Annotated in this window: 17 protein-coding genes and 1 pseudogene; 8 read left to right on the top strand and 10 right to left on the bottom strand. The window is 65.5% G+C overall.

Annotated features, from left to right (window positions below; all coding sequences use genetic code 11):
* Positions 1–192 precede the first annotated feature (192 nt).
* The 3 genes from moaA to QW887_RS24565 all read right to left on the bottom strand — a co-directional run bounded on the left by moaA (position 193) and on the right by QW887_RS24565 (position 2,767).
* Positions 193–1,224: a GTP 3',8-cyclase MoaA gene (gene moaA / locus QW887_RS24575; RefSeq protein ID WP_315717648.1), complete on the bottom strand. Its 1,032-nt coding sequence runs from the start codon at positions 1,222–1,224 to the stop codon at positions 193–195.
* A 197-nt stretch (positions 1,225–1,421) separates the two neighbouring features.
* A complete protein-coding gene (locus QW887_RS24570; protein WP_315717649.1) occupies positions 1,422–1,814 on the bottom strand; it encodes a hypothetical protein in 393 nt (130 codons plus the stop codon).
* Positions 1,815–2,080: 266 nt separating this feature from the next.
* On the bottom strand, positions 2,081–2,767 hold the full coding sequence (locus QW887_RS24565; protein WP_315717650.1) for an HAD family hydrolase: 687 nt from the start codon (positions 2,765–2,767) through the stop codon (positions 2,081–2,083).
* Between the two features lie 173 nt (positions 2,768–2,940).
* Here QW887_RS24565 and rpiA point away from each other — a divergent pair, with 173 nt between their 5' ends.
* The 4 genes from rpiA (at position 2,941) to QW887_RS24545 (ending at position 6,524) form a co-directional block, all read left to right on the top strand.
* Positions 2,941–3,633: a ribose-5-phosphate isomerase RpiA gene (gene rpiA / locus QW887_RS24560; protein WP_315717743.1), complete on the top strand. Its 693-nt coding sequence runs from the start codon at positions 2,941–2,943 to the stop codon at positions 3,631–3,633.
* A gap of 48 nt (positions 3,634–3,681) precedes the next feature.
* Positions 3,682–4,203 carry a DUF2059 domain-containing protein gene (locus QW887_RS24555; RefSeq protein WP_315717652.1) on the top strand — a complete coding sequence of 174 codons (522 nt, stop codon included), beginning with the start codon at positions 3,682–3,684 and terminating at the stop codon, positions 4,201–4,203.
* Positions 4,204–4,236: 33 nt separating this feature from the next.
* Entirely contained in the window at positions 4,237–5,622 is a 1,386-nt protein-coding gene (gene gor / locus QW887_RS24550; RefSeq protein WP_315717653.1) for a glutathione-disulfide reductase, read from the top strand.
* Positions 5,623–5,765: 143 nt separating this feature from the next.
* Positions 5,766–6,524, top strand: coding sequence for a DUF4336 domain-containing protein (locus QW887_RS24545; RefSeq protein ID WP_315717654.1), 759 nt, complete (start codon positions 5,766–5,768; stop codon positions 6,522–6,524).
* Between the two features lie 199 nt (positions 6,525–6,723).
* On the opposite strand, the gene QW887_RS24540 is transcribed toward QW887_RS24545, so the two are convergent.
* From QW887_RS24540 to QW887_RS24520, 5 genes and pseudogenes are all read right to left on the bottom strand, one after another.
* Entirely contained in the window at positions 6,724–7,359 is a 636-nt protein-coding gene (locus tag QW887_RS24540; RefSeq protein ID WP_315739638.1) for a LysE family translocator, read from the bottom strand.
* A gap of 173 nt (positions 7,360–7,532) precedes the next feature.
* Complete coding sequence (locus QW887_RS24535) at positions 7,533–7,754, bottom strand: hypothetical protein (RefSeq protein ID WP_315739639.1); 222 nt, start codon at positions 7,752–7,754, stop codon at positions 7,533–7,535.
* Positions 7,755–7,790: 36 nt separating this feature from the next.
* On the bottom strand, positions 7,791–8,201 hold the full coding sequence (locus QW887_RS24530; protein WP_315717657.1) for an SRPBCC domain-containing protein: 411 nt from the start codon (positions 8,199–8,201) through the stop codon (positions 7,791–7,793).
* A complete protein-coding gene (locus tag QW887_RS24525) occupies positions 8,198–8,521 on the bottom strand; it encodes a metalloregulator ArsR/SmtB family transcription factor (protein WP_315717658.1) in 324 nt (107 codons plus the stop codon). The genes QW887_RS24530 and QW887_RS24525 overlap by 4 nt, the downstream gene beginning before the upstream one ends.
* 134 nt (positions 8,522–8,655) lie before the next feature.
* Positions 8,656–8,769 (bottom strand): annotated as a pseudogene (locus QW887_RS24520) (LysR family transcriptional regulator); the annotation flags it as partial.
* Positions 8,770–8,888: 119 nt separating this feature from the next.
* Between QW887_RS24520 and QW887_RS24515 the strand changes: the two are divergent.
* Together QW887_RS24515 and QW887_RS24510 are read left to right on the top strand one after the other, a co-directional pair.
* Positions 8,889–9,071 (top strand): hypothetical protein, encoded by a 183-nt coding sequence (locus QW887_RS24515; RefSeq protein ID WP_316165022.1) that lies wholly within the window; start codon positions 8,889–8,891, stop codon positions 9,069–9,071.
* 38 nt (positions 9,072–9,109) lie between these two features.
* Positions 9,110–9,838, top strand: coding sequence for a TSUP family transporter (locus tag QW887_RS24510; protein WP_316184336.1), 729 nt, complete (start codon positions 9,110–9,112; stop codon positions 9,836–9,838).
* Positions 9,839–9,900: 62 nt separating this feature from the next.
* On the opposite strand, the gene QW887_RS24505 is transcribed toward QW887_RS24510, so the two are convergent.
* Positions 9,901–10,635: a metallophosphoesterase family protein gene (locus QW887_RS24505; RefSeq protein ID WP_316165023.1), complete on the bottom strand. Its 735-nt coding sequence runs from the start codon at positions 10,633–10,635 to the stop codon at positions 9,901–9,903.
* A gap of 625 nt (positions 10,636–11,260) precedes the next feature.
* Positions 11,261–12,637 (bottom strand): IS30 family transposase, encoded by a 1,377-nt coding sequence (locus QW887_RS24500; protein WP_316194128.1) that lies wholly within the window; start codon positions 12,635–12,637, stop codon positions 11,261–11,263.
* A 492-nt stretch (positions 12,638–13,129) separates the two neighbouring features.
* Between QW887_RS24500 and QW887_RS24495 the strand changes: the two genes are divergently transcribed.
* Both QW887_RS24495 and QW887_RS24490 read left to right on the top strand, forming a co-directional pair.
* Positions 13,130–14,278, top strand: a complete 1,149-nt coding sequence (locus tag QW887_RS24495; protein ID WP_316175969.1) for a thiolase domain-containing protein — start codon at positions 13,130–13,132, stop codon at positions 14,276–14,278.
* A complete protein-coding gene (locus QW887_RS24490) occupies positions 14,278–14,667 on the top strand; it encodes a Zn-ribbon domain-containing OB-fold protein (protein WP_316175968.1) in 390 nt (129 codons plus the stop codon). Before QW887_RS24495 ends, QW887_RS24490 begins: the two co-directional genes overlap by 1 nt.
* Positions 14,668–14,702: the final 35 nt, after the last annotated feature.

The raw sequence follows: 14,702 nt of genomic DNA, 5'->3' as shown, positions 1-14,702 counted from the left end.
ATGCGCGATCTGCAGCTGAAAGCTACGCCGCATGGGGACGTGCCGCAAGCCGATAAATGATCAGTCTCCGCGTCGTGACTGCGCCTCGGGCCGATCCGCTCATACGGTATGCGTGATCGTCGGCTGAATGGCCGGCCAACAGGCCGGCTCCGATTGCGATTGATCGCAGGGCCCGATGGTTATGGACTCCGACTACCCGCCCGTCACGCTCATGTGCCGGCTGACGCTCGGACGGTTGTGGCGGCGGTCGATGATGAAGTCGTGGCCCTTCGGCTTGAGGCCGATGGCGCGGTCGATCGCGGCGCTGAGCTCCTCGTCGCTCGCCGAGGCACGCAGCGGCTTGCGCAGGTCGGAGGCGTCCTCGTGGCCGAGGCAGGTGTGCAGGGTGCCGGTGCAGGTGACGCGGACGCGATTGCAGCTCTCGCAGAAATTATGCGTCATCGGCGTGATGAAGCCGATCGTGCCGCCGGTCTCGGCGACGCGGACGTAGCGGGCCGGGCCGCCGGTGGTCTCGTCGAGGTCGGTCATGGTGTAGGTCTGCGCCAGACGCGCGCGCAGCAGCGACAACGGCAGATACTGGTCGATGCGGCCCTCGCCGATCTCGCCCATCGGCATCACCTCGATCAAGGTCAACGCCATGCCCTTGCCGTGCGCCCAGTCGATCAGCGAGGGGATCTCGTCCTCGTTCATGTTCTTCAGCGCGACGGCGTTGATCTTCACGGCGAGACCTGCGGCGCGCGCCGCCTCGATACCGGCCAGCACGCGCTCGAGATCGCCCCAGCGGGTGATGGCGCGGAACTTGTCCGGGTCGAGCGTGTCGAGCGAGACGTTGATGCGACGGACGCCGCAATCGGCGAGCTCGGCGGCATATTTGGCGAGCTGCGTCGCGTTGGTCGTCATCGTCAGCTCGTTGAGCGCGCCGCTCTTCAGATGTCGCGACAGCGAGCGGACCAGGCCCATCACGTTGCGCCGGACCAGCGGCTCCCCGCCGGTGAGCCTGAGCTTCTTGACGCCCTTGTGGATGAACGCCGAGCACAGCCGGTCGAGCTCTTCGAGCGTCAGCAGGTCGGCCTTCGGCAGGAAGGTCATGTCCTCGGACATGCAATAGAAGCAGCGCAAGTCGCAGCGGTCGGTCACCGAGACGCGCAGATAGCTGATGCGGCGACCGAACGGGTCGGTCATCGGGCGCGTCAGGGCGGTGTCACTCAACGTCTCTGCGGTCATGGAAAGCCTTGATGAAAGCCTTGGCTGGTGGCGGCCCAGGTGGCGGCGATGCCACGCGGCGGCCGCGCAAGCGCGGCCGGATGTCGGTCTCACGACAATCTAATCATGATCGCCGCGCCCCACAATCATCGACGTGGATCCGTCGATGCTGCAATGCAGCTTCGCCTTGGCAAGGGGACGCGCGGGACGACGGTCCGCTATTGGCGTCCCGGCGCGGGGGCGGGGAAGGCGGACCCGGTGGCCGCCGGTGCGTCCGGCGCAGCGGCGGACTTCTGCGGCTTCGGCTTCTTCGGCCGCATGCGCTTGACGGCCTTCGGCGGCGCGCCGGGCATCGGCTGCAGCTCGGCGACGACCGGGCTCGGGTCCATCACCACCGGCGGCGAGGTGTTGAAATCGCCGGAGTTGCGGATCACCTGCACCGGGATGGTCGCGGGCTGGTACTTGTCCATCGTGAAGGTGACGCTGAAGCCTGCATCGGGCGCCGGCACCGAGACGGTGCACGGCGTCTTGCAGCCCGGTCCGAGCGAGGTCTTGGCGTCGGCGCCCGGCGGCACGGAGTCGAGCTGCACCGGAACCTCGGGCGCTGCCATCTTGAAGCTGTCCATGGAGAAGGACGAGCAACCGGCCAAGCCGGCTCCCGCAACCGCAATTGCGATGACACGCCGCATCATGATGTCCGCCCCACAACCCTGCGGCCATCGGCCGCAATCCCAGGGCGACCATAGGAGCGTCAGAACAGCGGCGCAACTGCGGTCAACCCTATTCTCAACAGAACGTTAACGCACCGCAAGGTGCGGATTCAGGTCGACAGGGCAGTGGGTTAGGGTGCGATGCGGCAGTGGAATCGCAAGTTGGCTCAGGCGATCCTGAGCGATGGGCTGAGGGCGGCAACGGCGGCTGGCAGCTCGCGCATGTGGTCGATCAGGTGGTCCGGATTGAGCTCCGCGATCGGTACGTCGGTATAGCCGAAGGTGCAGCCGATCACCGGCACGCCGGCGCGGCGGGCGGCGCCGACGTCGGTGCCGGCATCGCCGACCATGATCGCGGCCCCGACCTCGCCGCCGGCCTGCGCGATGGTCTGGCGCAGGATCGCCGGATCCGGCTTGGCGACCCCGAACGTGTCGGCACCGCAGATCGCGGCGAAGCGGGAGGACAGGCCGAGCTGGTCGAGCAGCCGCTTCGACAGCCATTCCAGCTTGTTGGTGCACACCGCGAACTGGCAGCCGCGGCCGGCAAGCTCGTCGAGCGCCGCCTCCAGCCCCTCGAAGGGGCGCGATTCGATGGCGATGTTCTCAGCGTAGAAATCGATGAAATCGGTGGTGAGGCGGCCGATGTCATCGGTGCTGGCGAAGCGACCCTCCGCCTCCAGACCGCGCTCGATCAGCTTGCGGGCGCCGTGGCCGATCATCTTGCGGGCCGAGGCCAGCGGCACCGGCCGCAGACCCTCGCGCTGCAGGACGTGATTGAGCGCGCTGATGAGATCCGGCGCCGTGTCGACCAGGGTGCCGTCGAGATCGAAGACGATGGTGCTGGAGATGGGCATCGGTATCCGCTAGCGGCCGGCTCATGTCCTTGCAAGAGGCCCGCAATGGCATTTTGTCCGATTTCGTGGCCGGCGAGAGCTAGGCCCCGCGTCAAAACATCGCTAGATATGCGCCGGCTTTCGGCCCCCGCCCGTGGGGGCCCTGGGTGCGAAGGGCGGGTTCCTTGGTCGACATGGATGCATTGAAGCGGCAGGCAGCGGCGCGTGCGCTGGAGGAGGTCGAGAGCGGCATGAAGCTCGGTCTCGGCACCGGATCGACTGCCAAGCATTTCGTCGATCTGCTCGGAGAAAAGGTGCGCGCCGGCCTCAAGATCGTGGGCGTGCCGACCTCGGAGGCGACAAGGGCGCAGGCGCAAGCGTGCGGCGTGCCGCTGACCACGCTCAATGAGATCGACCGGCTCGACATCACCATCGACGGCGCAGACGAGATCAATCCGGCGCTCGACCTGATCAAGGGCGGCGGCGGCGCGCTGCTGCGCGAGAAGATCGTCGCCAGCGCTTCGGATCGCATGATCGTGATCGCCGACGACAGTAAATGGGTGGCGCAGCTCGGCCGCTACCCGCTGCCGGTCGAGGTGGTTCCGTTCGGCCTCGCCGCGACTCAGCGCGAGATGAGTGACGCCTTCGCCACGGCCGGCGTGTCCGGGCCGATGAGCCTGCGCAAGTCCGCAGACGGCCACGTTTTCGTCACCGATGGCGGCCACTGGATTATCGACGTCCGCCTTGGGGAGATCATGGATCCCCCGCGCCTGGCGGGTCTTTTGAGCGCAATTCCGGGCGTGGTCGAGCATGGGCTGTTCATCGGCCTCGGCAGCACGGCGATCCTGGCAGGCGCACAGGGAATTCGCGTTATCCAGCGGCCCTGAGCGCGGCACGAGGCTGCGCTCATGGCGGCAACTCACAGGAGACTTGGAATGAAGAGCGTGTTCAGAATCTTGCCGGCCGCCGGAATCGTGCTGGCCTTGGCCTCGGCAAGCCCGGTTGCGGCGCAGGGCCAGGCACCTGCGCTGAAGCCGGCCTCGCCCGCCTGCATGGCCGGCGCGCGCGAGATTCTGGGGATGAAGAACGCGGCTGCGATGTACGCCAATGCCGTCCCCGGCATCGTGCAGCAGACCAAGCAGGCGCTGCTGCAGTCCAATCTCAACTACCAGAAGGACCTCGACGAGGTCGCCGTGGTGGTCGCGCAGACCTACGCCGGCAAGGAGAAGGAGATCGGCGAGAAGATGGCGCAGATCTACTGCAACGAGTTCTCCGACCAGGAGATCGCCAACCTCGTCGCCTTCTACAAGTCTGCCATCGGCCAGAAGCTGCTTGCGGCGGAGCCGAAGGCGATCCAGATGAGCATGCAGGCGATGAACCTGTGGGCGGCGGAATTTTCCGACACTGTCACCGCGCAGTTCCGCGCCGAGATGCGCAAACGCAACAAGCCGATCTGAGGCTTGCGGCCGAAAGGCCAGGTCGGGGGAGAGATGGCTGAATTCGACGTCGACCTGTTCGTGATCGGTGGCGGCTCGGGCGGCGTGCGCGCCGCCCGCATCGCGAGCGGCTATGGCGCCCGCGTGATGGTCGCCGAGGAATATCGCATGGGCGGCACCTGCGTGATCCGCGGCTGTGTCCCTAAGAAGCTGTTCGTGATCGGCTCGCATGTCCGTCAGGAGATCGCCGATGCCGCCGGCTTCGGCTGGACCATCCCGACCGCGACCTTCGACTGGCCGACGCTGATCAGGAACAAGGACAAGGAGATCGCCCGGCTCGAGGCGGCCTACACCAGCAACGTCGAGAAGTCTGGCGCCAGGATCGTCAAGACCCGCGCGGTGCTCGAGGACGCCCACACCGTGCGGCTGATGACCGGCGAGACCGTCTGCGCCAAATACATTCTCATCGCGACCGGCGGCGCGCCCAACCACGGCACGCCGATTCCCGGCATCGAGCACGTCATCTCCTCCAACGAGGCGTTTCATCTCGACGAGCTGCCGCGCCGCATCGTGATCCAGGGCGGCGGCTACATCGCGCTCGAATTCGCCTGCATCTTCGCCAATTTCGGCTCCGACGTGACCGTCGTCTATCGCGGCGACAACATCCTGCGCGGTTTCGACGAGGACGTCCGCAAACATGTCCGCTCCGAGATGGAGAAGGAAGGCATCACCATCCTGACCGGCTGCACGGTCACCAGCGTCGACAGGCACGGCCAGGACTACACCACGCATCTGTCGAACGGCTCCAGCATCGCCTCCGACAAGGTGATGTTCGCGATCGGCCGCCATCCGGCGGTGGCCAATCTCGGCCTGGAGAAGGCCGGGGTCGCCATCAATCCAAGGAACGGCGGCATCGCGGTGGACGCGTTCTCGCAGAGCTCGGTGCCGAGCATCTACGCGATCGGCGACGTCACCCATCGCTTCAACCTGACGCCGGTCGCGATCCGCGAGGGCCACGCTTTTGCCGACACCGTGTTCGGCGGCAAGACCGTGCGCGTCGACCACGCGGACATTCCGACGGCCGTGTTCTGCCAGCCTGAAGTGGGCACGGTCGGTCTCACCGAGACGCAGGCGCGCGAGCTGTACGACCGCGTCGACATCTACAAGACGAATTTCCGCCCGATCAAGGCGACGATGTCCGGCCGCGACACCCGCGTTCTGATGAAGCTCGTCGTCGATGGCGCGACCGACCGCGTGCTCGGCTGCCACATCGTCGGCGACATGGCCGCCGAGATCACGCAAGCGGTGGCGATCGCCATCAAGATGAAGGCGACCAAGGCCGATTTCGACGCCACCATCGCGCTGCATCCCTCCGCCGCCGAGGAGCTGGTGACGATGCGCACGGTGACCGAGCGCCACGTGCGGCCGGCGGCGGAGTAGGGCGTCAACCGCTTTTGGGGCTCGTGCCCGGCCGGCGTCCGTAGCGATTGCGGTGGGCCAGTGCTCACGGTGACGACGGTCCACACCGTGGCCGATCGGACTTGCTGCCGTTGGAACCGTTCAGCGGTTGGAGAGCGACCAGCATGTCCCACGATGATTGCCTTGCGACCTATCCGCCGCTGAACACCCTGAAGCCCGTTGCCGAGAACATCTGGATCGTCGACGGGCCCGTGATCCGCTTCGGCATTCCCGGGCTGAAATTTCCGTTTCCCACCCGCATGACCGTGGTGCGATGCGCCTCCGGCGATCTGTTCATCCACTCGCCCACGCCGTTGACGCCGGCGCTGCGGGCCGAGATCGACCGGGAAGGCCGCGTCCGCGACATCATTGGTCCGAATCGCATCCACTATTGGTGGATCCCCGACTGGCAGGCGGCCTTTCCCCACGCGGCAATCTATCTGGCGCCGGGCATTCGCGCGCAGGCGAAGGGCCGCATCGAATTCCAGGGCAGGCCACTGGATCACAGCGGTGGCTATCCCTGGGATGATGAGATCGCGACCTTGCCCGTCCTCGGCAGCTATATGACGGAGGTCGTGTTCTTCCATCGCCCTTCGCGCACGCTGATCCTGACCGATCTGATGGAGAATTTCGAGCCGGCCAAGATCGGTGCCGGCTTGGCGCGCTACCTGAGTTGGATCGGGGGCGTCGGTCCGCCGCATGGCGGCCTGCCGCGCGATCTCCGGCTGACATTTACCTGGCGGCACCGACCCGAGTTGCGGGCCGCGGTCGAGACCATGCTGGCGTGGCACCCCGAGCGGATCGTGATCGCCCATGGCGCCTGGCACCGGACGAACGGCACTGAGATCCTGCGCGAGGCATTCTGCTGGTTGCTGCGGCCTTGAACCGGCGGCAGGGCTTCACGAGACCGGCCTTCGTGATGCCGTGCTTTTCTCTTCCCGCGACGGACGTATAAGCTCGTGCGATTGAGGTTGGCGCCAGGCATCCCTCGGCCGCGGAGGAGCTGGTGACGATGCGCACGGTGACCGAGCGCCACATGCGGCGGTCGGCGGAGTAGGTGGACGACCGCGACGCGCGGCCGGGTCAGGGGCCGGCTCGCCGGTAAAGCGCAAGGGCGCCGGCAAGGCTCAGCAGCGCGCCGCCGCAGATGCGATCGAGCCAGAGGGCACCGGAGCGCTTGAGGAAACGCATCGCTTGCGAGCCCGCGCTCGCGTAGGCGAGCATGATCAGGACATCGAGCATCGCGAAGGTGAGGGCCAGCGTGAGATATTGCGGCAGCTGCGGCGCGGACGGCACCACGAACTGCGGCAGGAATGCCGAGAAGAACAGATAGCCCTTTGGATTGGTGATCGCGACGAGGAAGCTTTTCAGAAACAGCGCGTGCGGCTGTCGTGACCCGTCCTTGCCGTCTGCGGACGCCGCAAGGTCGATCGACCCGCTGGACCGCAGCAGCATCAGCCCGAGATAGGCGAGGTAGGCCACGCCGATCCACTTCACGACCGAGAACCAGAATTCTGAAGCGGCCAGCAGCGCGCCCAGACCGACCGCGACGGCGCCGATGAGGATGAAGTCCGAAGCCACCGCGCCGGCGATGCCGGCCCAGGCGCGGCGTACACCGACACGCGAGCCGTTGGTGAGGGCCAGCAGCACCGTCGGACCGGGGGTCGCGATCCCGATGAAGGCGACGATGGCGAAGCTGAAGAGCGTAAGAGCGTTCACGTCAGAATAGCCTCGTTGGCGGAAGACGCGCCAGTAGGGCGCGGTTCGGCCGCGAACGCAAGACGGTCCTTGGAGGCGGCCAGCGATCGTCTTCGCTGACGCACGCTCGACCTGCCGGATCGCCAAGAGGCTTGACTCCCTCCCGGAAAACGCCGCTGGGCGCGATTGCCCGTTCAGCGCTCCACCCGCGAGGCGGTCAACTTCGTCGCGACGTAGGGCAGCGCGAACAGATACAGCCCCGTGCCGAGCAGCACGATGAGCGGAATCAGCGCCAGCAGGCCGACCCACAGCGGGGCTTGCGTCTGCGTCATCGCGGCGATGTTGACGATGACGGCGACCGTGAAGGCGATCGATACCCAGCGATGGACCTGCCGGACGGTGTTGTTCCAGTTCAAGTGCTTCTCCCCTGATGACGTCGTGATGCGCACGCCTCAGCCGAGGCGCGCGACGCTCTGTTCGAGCGCATCGAAGAATTTCGGCCAGCCGTAGCGTGCGCCCTGATAGGCGCGGGTCTGGTCGGCTGCGAAGCCGGTCTGCTCCATGCGCAGGTGCGTGCCCAAGGCGGTCGGCGTCAGCGTCCAGGTCACGACGCTGTCGAGGCCGGCCGCCGCCCAGGTGTAGGACAACGTCTTGTGCGGCTCGATGGTCACGACCTGGCAGTCGACGACGCCCCAGTCGGCCTTCAGCTTGAAGCGATGATCGACCGACGGCGCAAAGTCGTTGGTCATCAGCCACTCCGCGATCAGATGCGGCTGCGTCAGCGCGCGCCAGAGTTTTTCGGGCGGATGCGCGAATTCGCGCTCGACGACGACGGTGCGGGTTTCTGGCGCGGGTGAGCTCATTGATCCATCCTGTTGAGCAGAGTGTCGAGCTGGTCGAACCGGCTCTCCCAGAACGCAGCCATCCGGCTCGTCCAGTCGAGCAGCGGCGCCAGCGCCTTGGGTTGCGCGCGGTAATGCGTCTGGCGGCCTTCGTGACGCTCCCGCACCAGGCCCGCCTGCTTGAGCAGGCCGAGATGCTTCGACACCGCCGGCTGCGATACGCCGGCCTTGGCCGTCAGCGCCCCGACGGTCTGCTCGCCATGCCGGCACAGGCCTTCGAAGATGGCGCGCCGCGTCGGGTCGGCAAGCGTTCGGAACAGCATGTCGGGAGAGCGCGGCATTCGATCCATAACTCATTGGTTATGGATTGACGCATAACCGGTTGGTTATGGATTAGTCAAGCGGAATCCTTCGCCGGTCAGGCGCGATGGCGTAGCGCCTCGCACAGAACCGCGAAGGCGGGTGTGGTCTGCCCGACGAGCTCGCTTTCGATCTTCTCGGACCGCGGCCCGATCCGGTGCAGCAGACGCTCGCCGGCCTCGGTGGGAGCGACCGATCGCGTCGTGCGCGACAGCAGCCGCACGGCGAGCAAACAAGACTCCGCCGCCGAACACGCCTTCGTGACGAGCTCCGGGATCACGGCACAAGGGACGGCCAGGGGACGTCGCGGTGCTACCAGCCTGACAGCAGTAGCTGGAGGTGACGGAGATGCAGGCCAACGAGACCCCGCCGCGGCGCAAGCTGTCGATCACGCCGCAGGCGGCGCTGGCGGCGAGCGTCCTCGCCATCTTTCTGCTCCTGCACGTTGTCGCCGGTGCGATCCTGCGAGGTGCTGCCATGCGGGACGGCACGCAGGCGCAGCCGGTTTCGACGCTCCCATCCCACGATTGAAGCTCGCTCATTTCAACCCTCATCAGCCGGAGATATTCATGCCCGGGCTCGCCTCTTTCTTGTTGCTCAGCGCCGCCGTGTTCTCTGGCGCCTTCGTTTCCGGATTGGCCGGATTTGCCTTCTCGGCCGTGGCCGGCGCGATCCTGCTGCATGGTCTGCAGCCGTTGGAGGCGGTGCCGCTGATGATGGCGTGCAGCGTCGGCGTGCAGGCGACGAATCTGTGGGCGTTGCGCAACAGCATCCGATGGAAGGAAAGCCTGGTCCTGATCCTGGGCGGGCTGCTTGGCGTGCCCTTGGCGCTCTGGCTGCTGCGCAACGCCGACGCCCGGCTGTTCCAACAGATGTTCGGACCGACGATCGCGGTCTACGCCGCCACCATGCTGTTCAAGCCCGGCCTCGGCAGCGTTCGACGCATGAGCAGACATCGCACGGCGATCGTCGGATTCGGCGGCGGTCTGATCGGTGGCCTGACCGCGATGCCCGGAGCACTGCCGACCATTTGGTGCGAGATGCACGGCCTGCCGAACACCGACCAGCGCGGCCTGGTGCAGCCCTTCATTGCCGTGATGCAGATCGCCTCGCTGGGGATGATGCTGGCCCGGCAGGACCTGTCGTCGAGGGTGATCGTCGATCTCGCGCTGAGCATTCCGGCTCTGCTCGCCGGCACGGCGCTCGGCATCTTCGCCTTCCGCAGGGTCAACGACACCTTGTTCAGGAGGCTCATCCTGAGCATTCTGCTGCTGTCCGGTGTGCTGCTTGTTGTCTGACCCCCGGCCGGCTCAATCGCGCCGGCGCCAACACGCCCTGCGATGAGGGCCGGCGACGGCCGTCACCCGACCCAGCCGGTCGCGATGGCATTCGCCCAGTCGTGCATGCCCTTGCGTCGTGCGAGTGCCGCCATCCGCGCGGGATCGTACGGCACATAGCGGATTGTCAGCGACCACCGTCCAAGCCGTTGCTCCGCGATCGCATAGCAGGCATCGGGCGTCCCGGTCTCGACGTGGTAGCCGTGCGGAGGGCGGCCGCGATAGCCGGGTAGCCCGACGCTGCCGGGATTGACGACGAGCCGGCCATCGCTGAGCCGGACAATGCGCGGAATGTGGCTGTGTCCGCACAGGATCAGCGAGGCATCGATGCCGGCGGCCCGTGCTTCGATACGCGCAAGGGGGCTCTGACGCAGCGTGCCATAGGCGGTGACCTCATCGAGCCAGAACACGGCGTCGTCGTCCGGCGCGGCATGGCACAGGAAGACGTCGTCGTGATAGATCAGCGTCGCCGGCTGCGCCGCCAACCAGCCGACATGCACCTGATCGAGGGCGCGGACGTCGCTGCGCCCCGTGTCTCCCGCACGATAGAGATCGATCATGTGCCGGTCCTGATCGCCCCGGATCGACGGAAAGTCGCGTGCCATCAGCATCTCCGCCGTTCGAACCGGTTCGAGCGGGCCGCTGAGATGATCACCGAGATTGACGACCTCATCGATGCCGAGCGCCGCAATGTCCTTCAGGACCGCGGCCAGCGCGTCGGAATTTCCGTGAATGTCGGCAATGGCCGCAAACCGCATGGGAGCCTCCGTTCAGAGAACGGCCGGCAGGGATTTTCCATGCGGGACCCGTTCGCTTTAGCTGCATTTTGAGACGCGCCCGCAAGCTGATGGTCAAATCGGCGCTTGACGGTGTTGATAGCATGGGCCGTCGGGGGCGAACAACCTGTAGGCAGCAGTCGTGCAGCTCGAGCCGTGTTGCCGCTGATCTCTGAAACGCTATTCTCCGGCGCCGCCCTTGTTGTCGTGCGGTAGCGACCGCAAAGCGGTTTGGAATATCTCGGCTGCTTCGTTGGAGCGGTTCAGCAAGCACTATTCCAGCCCAAAGATTTCTCTTTACGAATATCAGAAATCATGCTCTATTGTGCGTATCCCGCCTCGGTACGGAGGGGCGTAGCGCGCGATCGTCACGACACGCGGGGCGGGGAGCGATGGCCGTGGTTTTGCCGCAGCGTGTCCCTGGATGCGCGGACGAACGGCGAGGCCGCGGACGCGAAGTCGCAGCGTGCTGGCACCCCGACGCTGGTGCTACGTTCGCGACGGCGCTTGCGCGCCGCGCGGGCAATGGTGGCCAACAAGCCCGGCGCACCAGGCAGACTGCGTATAAGCGTGAAGACCATCGCGCAGGGAAGGCCGGGTGGCGGGCTCAATCGGTGGTCGCAACACCAAGTGTTTTCATTCGTGACAGCAGCTCGTCAAGCGCTTCTGCTGGAGTTTTCCATCCTAGCGTCTTTCTCGGTCGGGAATTGAGCGCTGCGGCCACGGCGGCGATCTCGTCAGCATCGTAGACGCTCAGATCGGTACCTTTCGGGAAGTACTGCCGCAGCAGGCCATTCGTGTTCTCGTTCGTGCCACGTTGCCAGGGGCTTCTTGGATCGCAGAAGTAGATCTGAAGGTCTGTATCGATCTTGAGGTCACTGTGTTGAGCCATTTCGGTCCCCTGATCCCAGGTTAGCGAGCGGCGGAGTTCTTTGGGCAAGGTGACGATGGTGCGCGTGATCGCATCGCGTACCGCTTCAGCTCCGTGTCCGGAGAGCGCAGGCCCACCCTTCGTACGTGGGCCATCGTCAAACCCCGGCAGCCGTGGAAGGTGCAGGAGCATTGTAAACCGCGTGCTGCGTTCGACCAGCGTGCCGATTGCCGAGCTGGCGGAGCCGACGATCAGATCTCCTTCCCAATGTCCCGGCACAGCTCGATCCGCGACTTCGGCCGGACGCTCACTGATCATGATCTCTGGCGATATGAAGCCTTTGCTGCGCTTCCGCGTACGCGCTCGGGGCACGCGCAGCGCACGTCCCGTTCGCAAACAGGACGACAACTCGCGTTTCAGCGCTCCTCGGCCCTGAACAAAAAGCGCCTGGTAAATGGCTTCGTGGCTGATGCGCATCGCCTCGTCATCCGGGAAGTCGATCGGTAAGCGCCGGGCAATCTGCTCGGGACTCCACGCTTTCGTCCACCCCTGATCCTGGCTAGAGCCCGCACGACCGGCCTTCCGCCGAACGCCGCCTGGAGGTGCGACAAACCCTGCAAGCCGCTCTTCAACATAAGCGCGCAAGGCGGCGTTGCTTGCAAGCTTGCTCGGCTTAGGACGCCGGGCCGATCGATCTGCATGCCACTGGGCGGCCGTCGCCCGATAGGCCATCTTGCCGCCGTGCGTGGCCGCATTGCGATCGAGTTCACGGGAGATGGTCGAGGGAGATCGATTGAGACGCCGCGCTATCTCTCGTACAGAATGGCGCTGCGCATTCAGCAGCGCAATCTCTTCGCGCTCAGAAAAAGAGAGGTGCCGTCCGGAGAGCGGCTTCGCTGAAGGTCGGAACATTGCCGGTGCCACGCCGCCCGCTTTTCGAAATAATCGGGGGCCGACAGCATCCGATAATCCAGCAGCCAGCGCAGCATTCTCGCTGTTCAACCCAGCGGCAATCCCACGCCAAAATTTCTGCTGTTCCGCACGCCCCGCAACTGGTGGGCGCCCCAATGATCCCAGCTTGCCCCGCGTTGACCGTTTCTTTCGAATGCCCATCGCAACCTCCTCATCGAGTGTTGCGACGACCAATTGAATCCGCCGGTTGTTCGGCCAGACCTGTGGTGACTGCCGCCTGCATTTTTTTCGCAGGCGGGCCGCAGGCGTCAGCCGACGCCTGGCCTTCCCTGCGCCCTCCGACTTGACGAGGGTGAACGAGATGAGCATGACCCGGGCAGTGTCTGTCGCGGGATTGCGATGGTGTGGCTTGTGCGAGAATCCCACCACGCACTCCGCTGTCATCGCCCGGCTTGAACCGGGCGATCCAGTACGCCGCGGCGTCTCGATCCAATCATTGCGATCCCTGGACGACGGGACGTCCGGTCAGCCGGAGGATGACAGCGTGGGCGCTGTCGCGTGCAACATCGAAATATGTCGCTTGGGTGCGACCATCTCCACCCCGCGGAATATTTTCCACGCTTGCCAAGCTCTATCCAACGGTCCAAAAATTTCCAACCACCCGGGACGAAACGACAGGAAGCGGAGACGGAGTTGACCATCAAGGGCAAGGCCTACATTGCCGGGATCTATGAGCATCCGACCCGGCATGCACCCGACAAATCCACCGCGCAGCTGCATGCCGAGGTCGCCAAGGGCGCGCTCGAGGATGCGGGTCTCAGCGCGAAGGATGTCGACGGCTATTTCTGCGCCGGCGACGCGCCGGGCGGCGCGTGGCCGATGGTCGACTATCTCGGGCTGAAGGTCCGGCACATCGACTCCACCGAGACCGGCGGCTGCTCCTATCTCATCCATGTTGGCCATGCCGCCGAGGCCATCGCCGCCGGTAAATGCTCGATCGCGCTGATCACCTTGGCCGGCAAGCCGCGCACCGGGCCGATGCCGCCGCGTGCCGCTGGCGCCGAGGCCGATTTCGAGATGGCCTATGGCGCCACCACCCACAACGCCTATGGCATGTGCGCGATGCGCCACATGCACGATTACGGCACCACGTCGGAGCAGCTCGCCTGGATCAAGGTCGCGGCCTCGCATCACGCGCAGTACAATCCGCATGCGATGCTGAAGGAGGTCGTCACGGTCGAGGACGTGATCAACTCGCCGATGATTTCCGATCCGCTGCACCGCATGGATTGCTGCGTCGTCACCGACGGCGGCGGCGCGCTGATCGTGACCACGCCGGAGATCGCCAGGAGTCTGAAGAAGCCGCTGGTGCGTCTCATCGGCCATGGCGAGGCGATGAAGGGGCCGCGCGGCGGCAAGAACCTCGATCTCACTTATTCCGCCGGTGTGTGGTCCGGCCCGCGCGCCTTCGCGGAAGCGGGCGTGACCCCCAAGGACATCAAATACGCCTCGATCTATGACAGCTTCACCATCACCGTGCTGATGCAGCTCGAGGATCTCGGCTTCTGCAAGAAGGGTGAGGGCGGCAAGTTCGTCGCCGACGGCAATCTCATCTCCGGTGTCGGCAAGCTGCCGTTCAACACCGATGGCGGCGGCCTCTGCAGCAACCATCCCGTCAACCGCGGCGGCATGACCAAGGTGATCGAGGCCGTGCGCCAGCTGCGCGGCGAAGCCCATCCCAAGGTGCAGGTGCAAAACTGCGATCTCGCCATCGCCCATGGCACCGGCGGCCTGCTCGGCGTGCGCCACGCCGCCTCGACCTGCATTCTGGAGCGCGTCTGATGTCCGAAGCGAAGAAACTGCCGGCCCCCATCACCAATCCCGAGACCAAGGCGTTCTGGGATGCCGCGGCCGAGGGCAAGTTCATGATCAAGCGCTGCACGGCCTGTGGCGAGGCGCATTATTTTCCGCGCTCGATCTGTCCGTTCTGCTTCTCGGACCAGACGGTGTGGGAGCAGAGCGCGGGCGAGGGGGAAATCTACACGTTCTCGATCATGCGGAAGTCGCCGACCGACCCTTACGCGATCGGCTACGTCACCTTGAAGGAGGGCCCGTCGCTGCAGACCAATTTCGTCGATTGCGATTTCGACGCGTTGAAGATCGGCCAGAAGGTGAAGGTGGTGTTCAAGCCGACCGACGGCGCCCCGCTGCCGTTCTTCACGCCGGTTTAGGAGAGGGAGCAAAGATGCATCCACGCGTCATTGCG

It is taken from the genome of Bradyrhizobium sp. SZCCHNRI3052, assembly GCF_032484895.1.
Taxonomy (GTDB): Bacteria; Pseudomonadota; Alphaproteobacteria; order Rhizobiales; family Xanthobacteraceae; genus Bradyrhizobium.
Note: the sequence above shows the minus strand (reverse complement) of the source record. Positions and strands in the feature narration are given on the sequence as shown.

Bases quoted from the DNA above. Each gene is read 5' to 3' on its own strand.
- QW887_RS24490 (WP_316175968.1), top strand. From the start codon at position 14,278: ATGTCCGAAGCGAAGAAACTGCCGGCCCCCATCACCAATCCCGAGACC.
- QW887_RS24515 (WP_316165022.1), top strand. From the start codon at position 8,889: ATGCAGGCCAACGAGACCCCGCCGCGGCGCAAGCTGTCGATCACGCCG.
- rpiA (WP_315717743.1), top strand. From the start codon at position 2,941: ATGGATGCATTGAAGCGGCAGGCAGCGGCGCGTGCGCTGGAGGAGGTC.
- QW887_RS24530 (WP_315717657.1), bottom strand. From the start codon at position 8,201: ATGAGCTCACCCGCGCCAGAAACCCGCACCGTCGTCGTCGAGCGCGAA.
- QW887_RS24570 (WP_315717649.1), bottom strand. From the start codon at position 1,814: ATGGCAGCGCCCGAGGTTCCGGTGCAGCTCGACTCCGTGCCGCCGGGC.
- QW887_RS24555 (WP_315717652.1), top strand. From the start codon at position 3,682: ATGAAGAGCGTGTTCAGAATCTTGCCGGCCGCCGGAATCGTGCTGGCC.
- QW887_RS24510 (WP_316184336.1), top strand. From the start codon at position 9,110: ATGCCCGGGCTCGCCTCTTTCTTGTTGCTCAGCGCCGCCGTGTTCTCT.
- QW887_RS24500 (WP_316194128.1), bottom strand. From the start codon at position 12,637: ATGGGCATTCGAAAGAAACGGTCAACGCGGGGCAAGCTGGGATCATTG.
- moaA (WP_315717648.1), bottom strand. From the start codon at position 1,224: ATGACCGCAGAGACGTTGAGTGACACCGCCCTGACGCGCCCGATGACC.
- QW887_RS24565 (WP_315717650.1), bottom strand. From the start codon at position 2,767: ATGCCCATCTCCAGCACCATCGTCTTCGATCTCGACGGCACCCTGGTC.
- QW887_RS24545 (WP_315717654.1), top strand. From the start codon at position 5,766: ATGTCCCACGATGATTGCCTTGCGACCTATCCGCCGCTGAACACCCTG.
- QW887_RS24505 (WP_316165023.1), bottom strand. From the start codon at position 10,635: ATGCGGTTTGCGGCCATTGCCGACATTCACGGAAATTCCGACGCGCTG.
- gor (WP_315717653.1), top strand. From the start codon at position 4,237: ATGGCTGAATTCGACGTCGACCTGTTCGTGATCGGTGGCGGCTCGGGC.
- QW887_RS24525 (WP_315717658.1), bottom strand. From the start codon at position 8,521: ATGCCGCGCTCTCCCGACATGCTGTTCCGAACGCTTGCCGACCCGACG.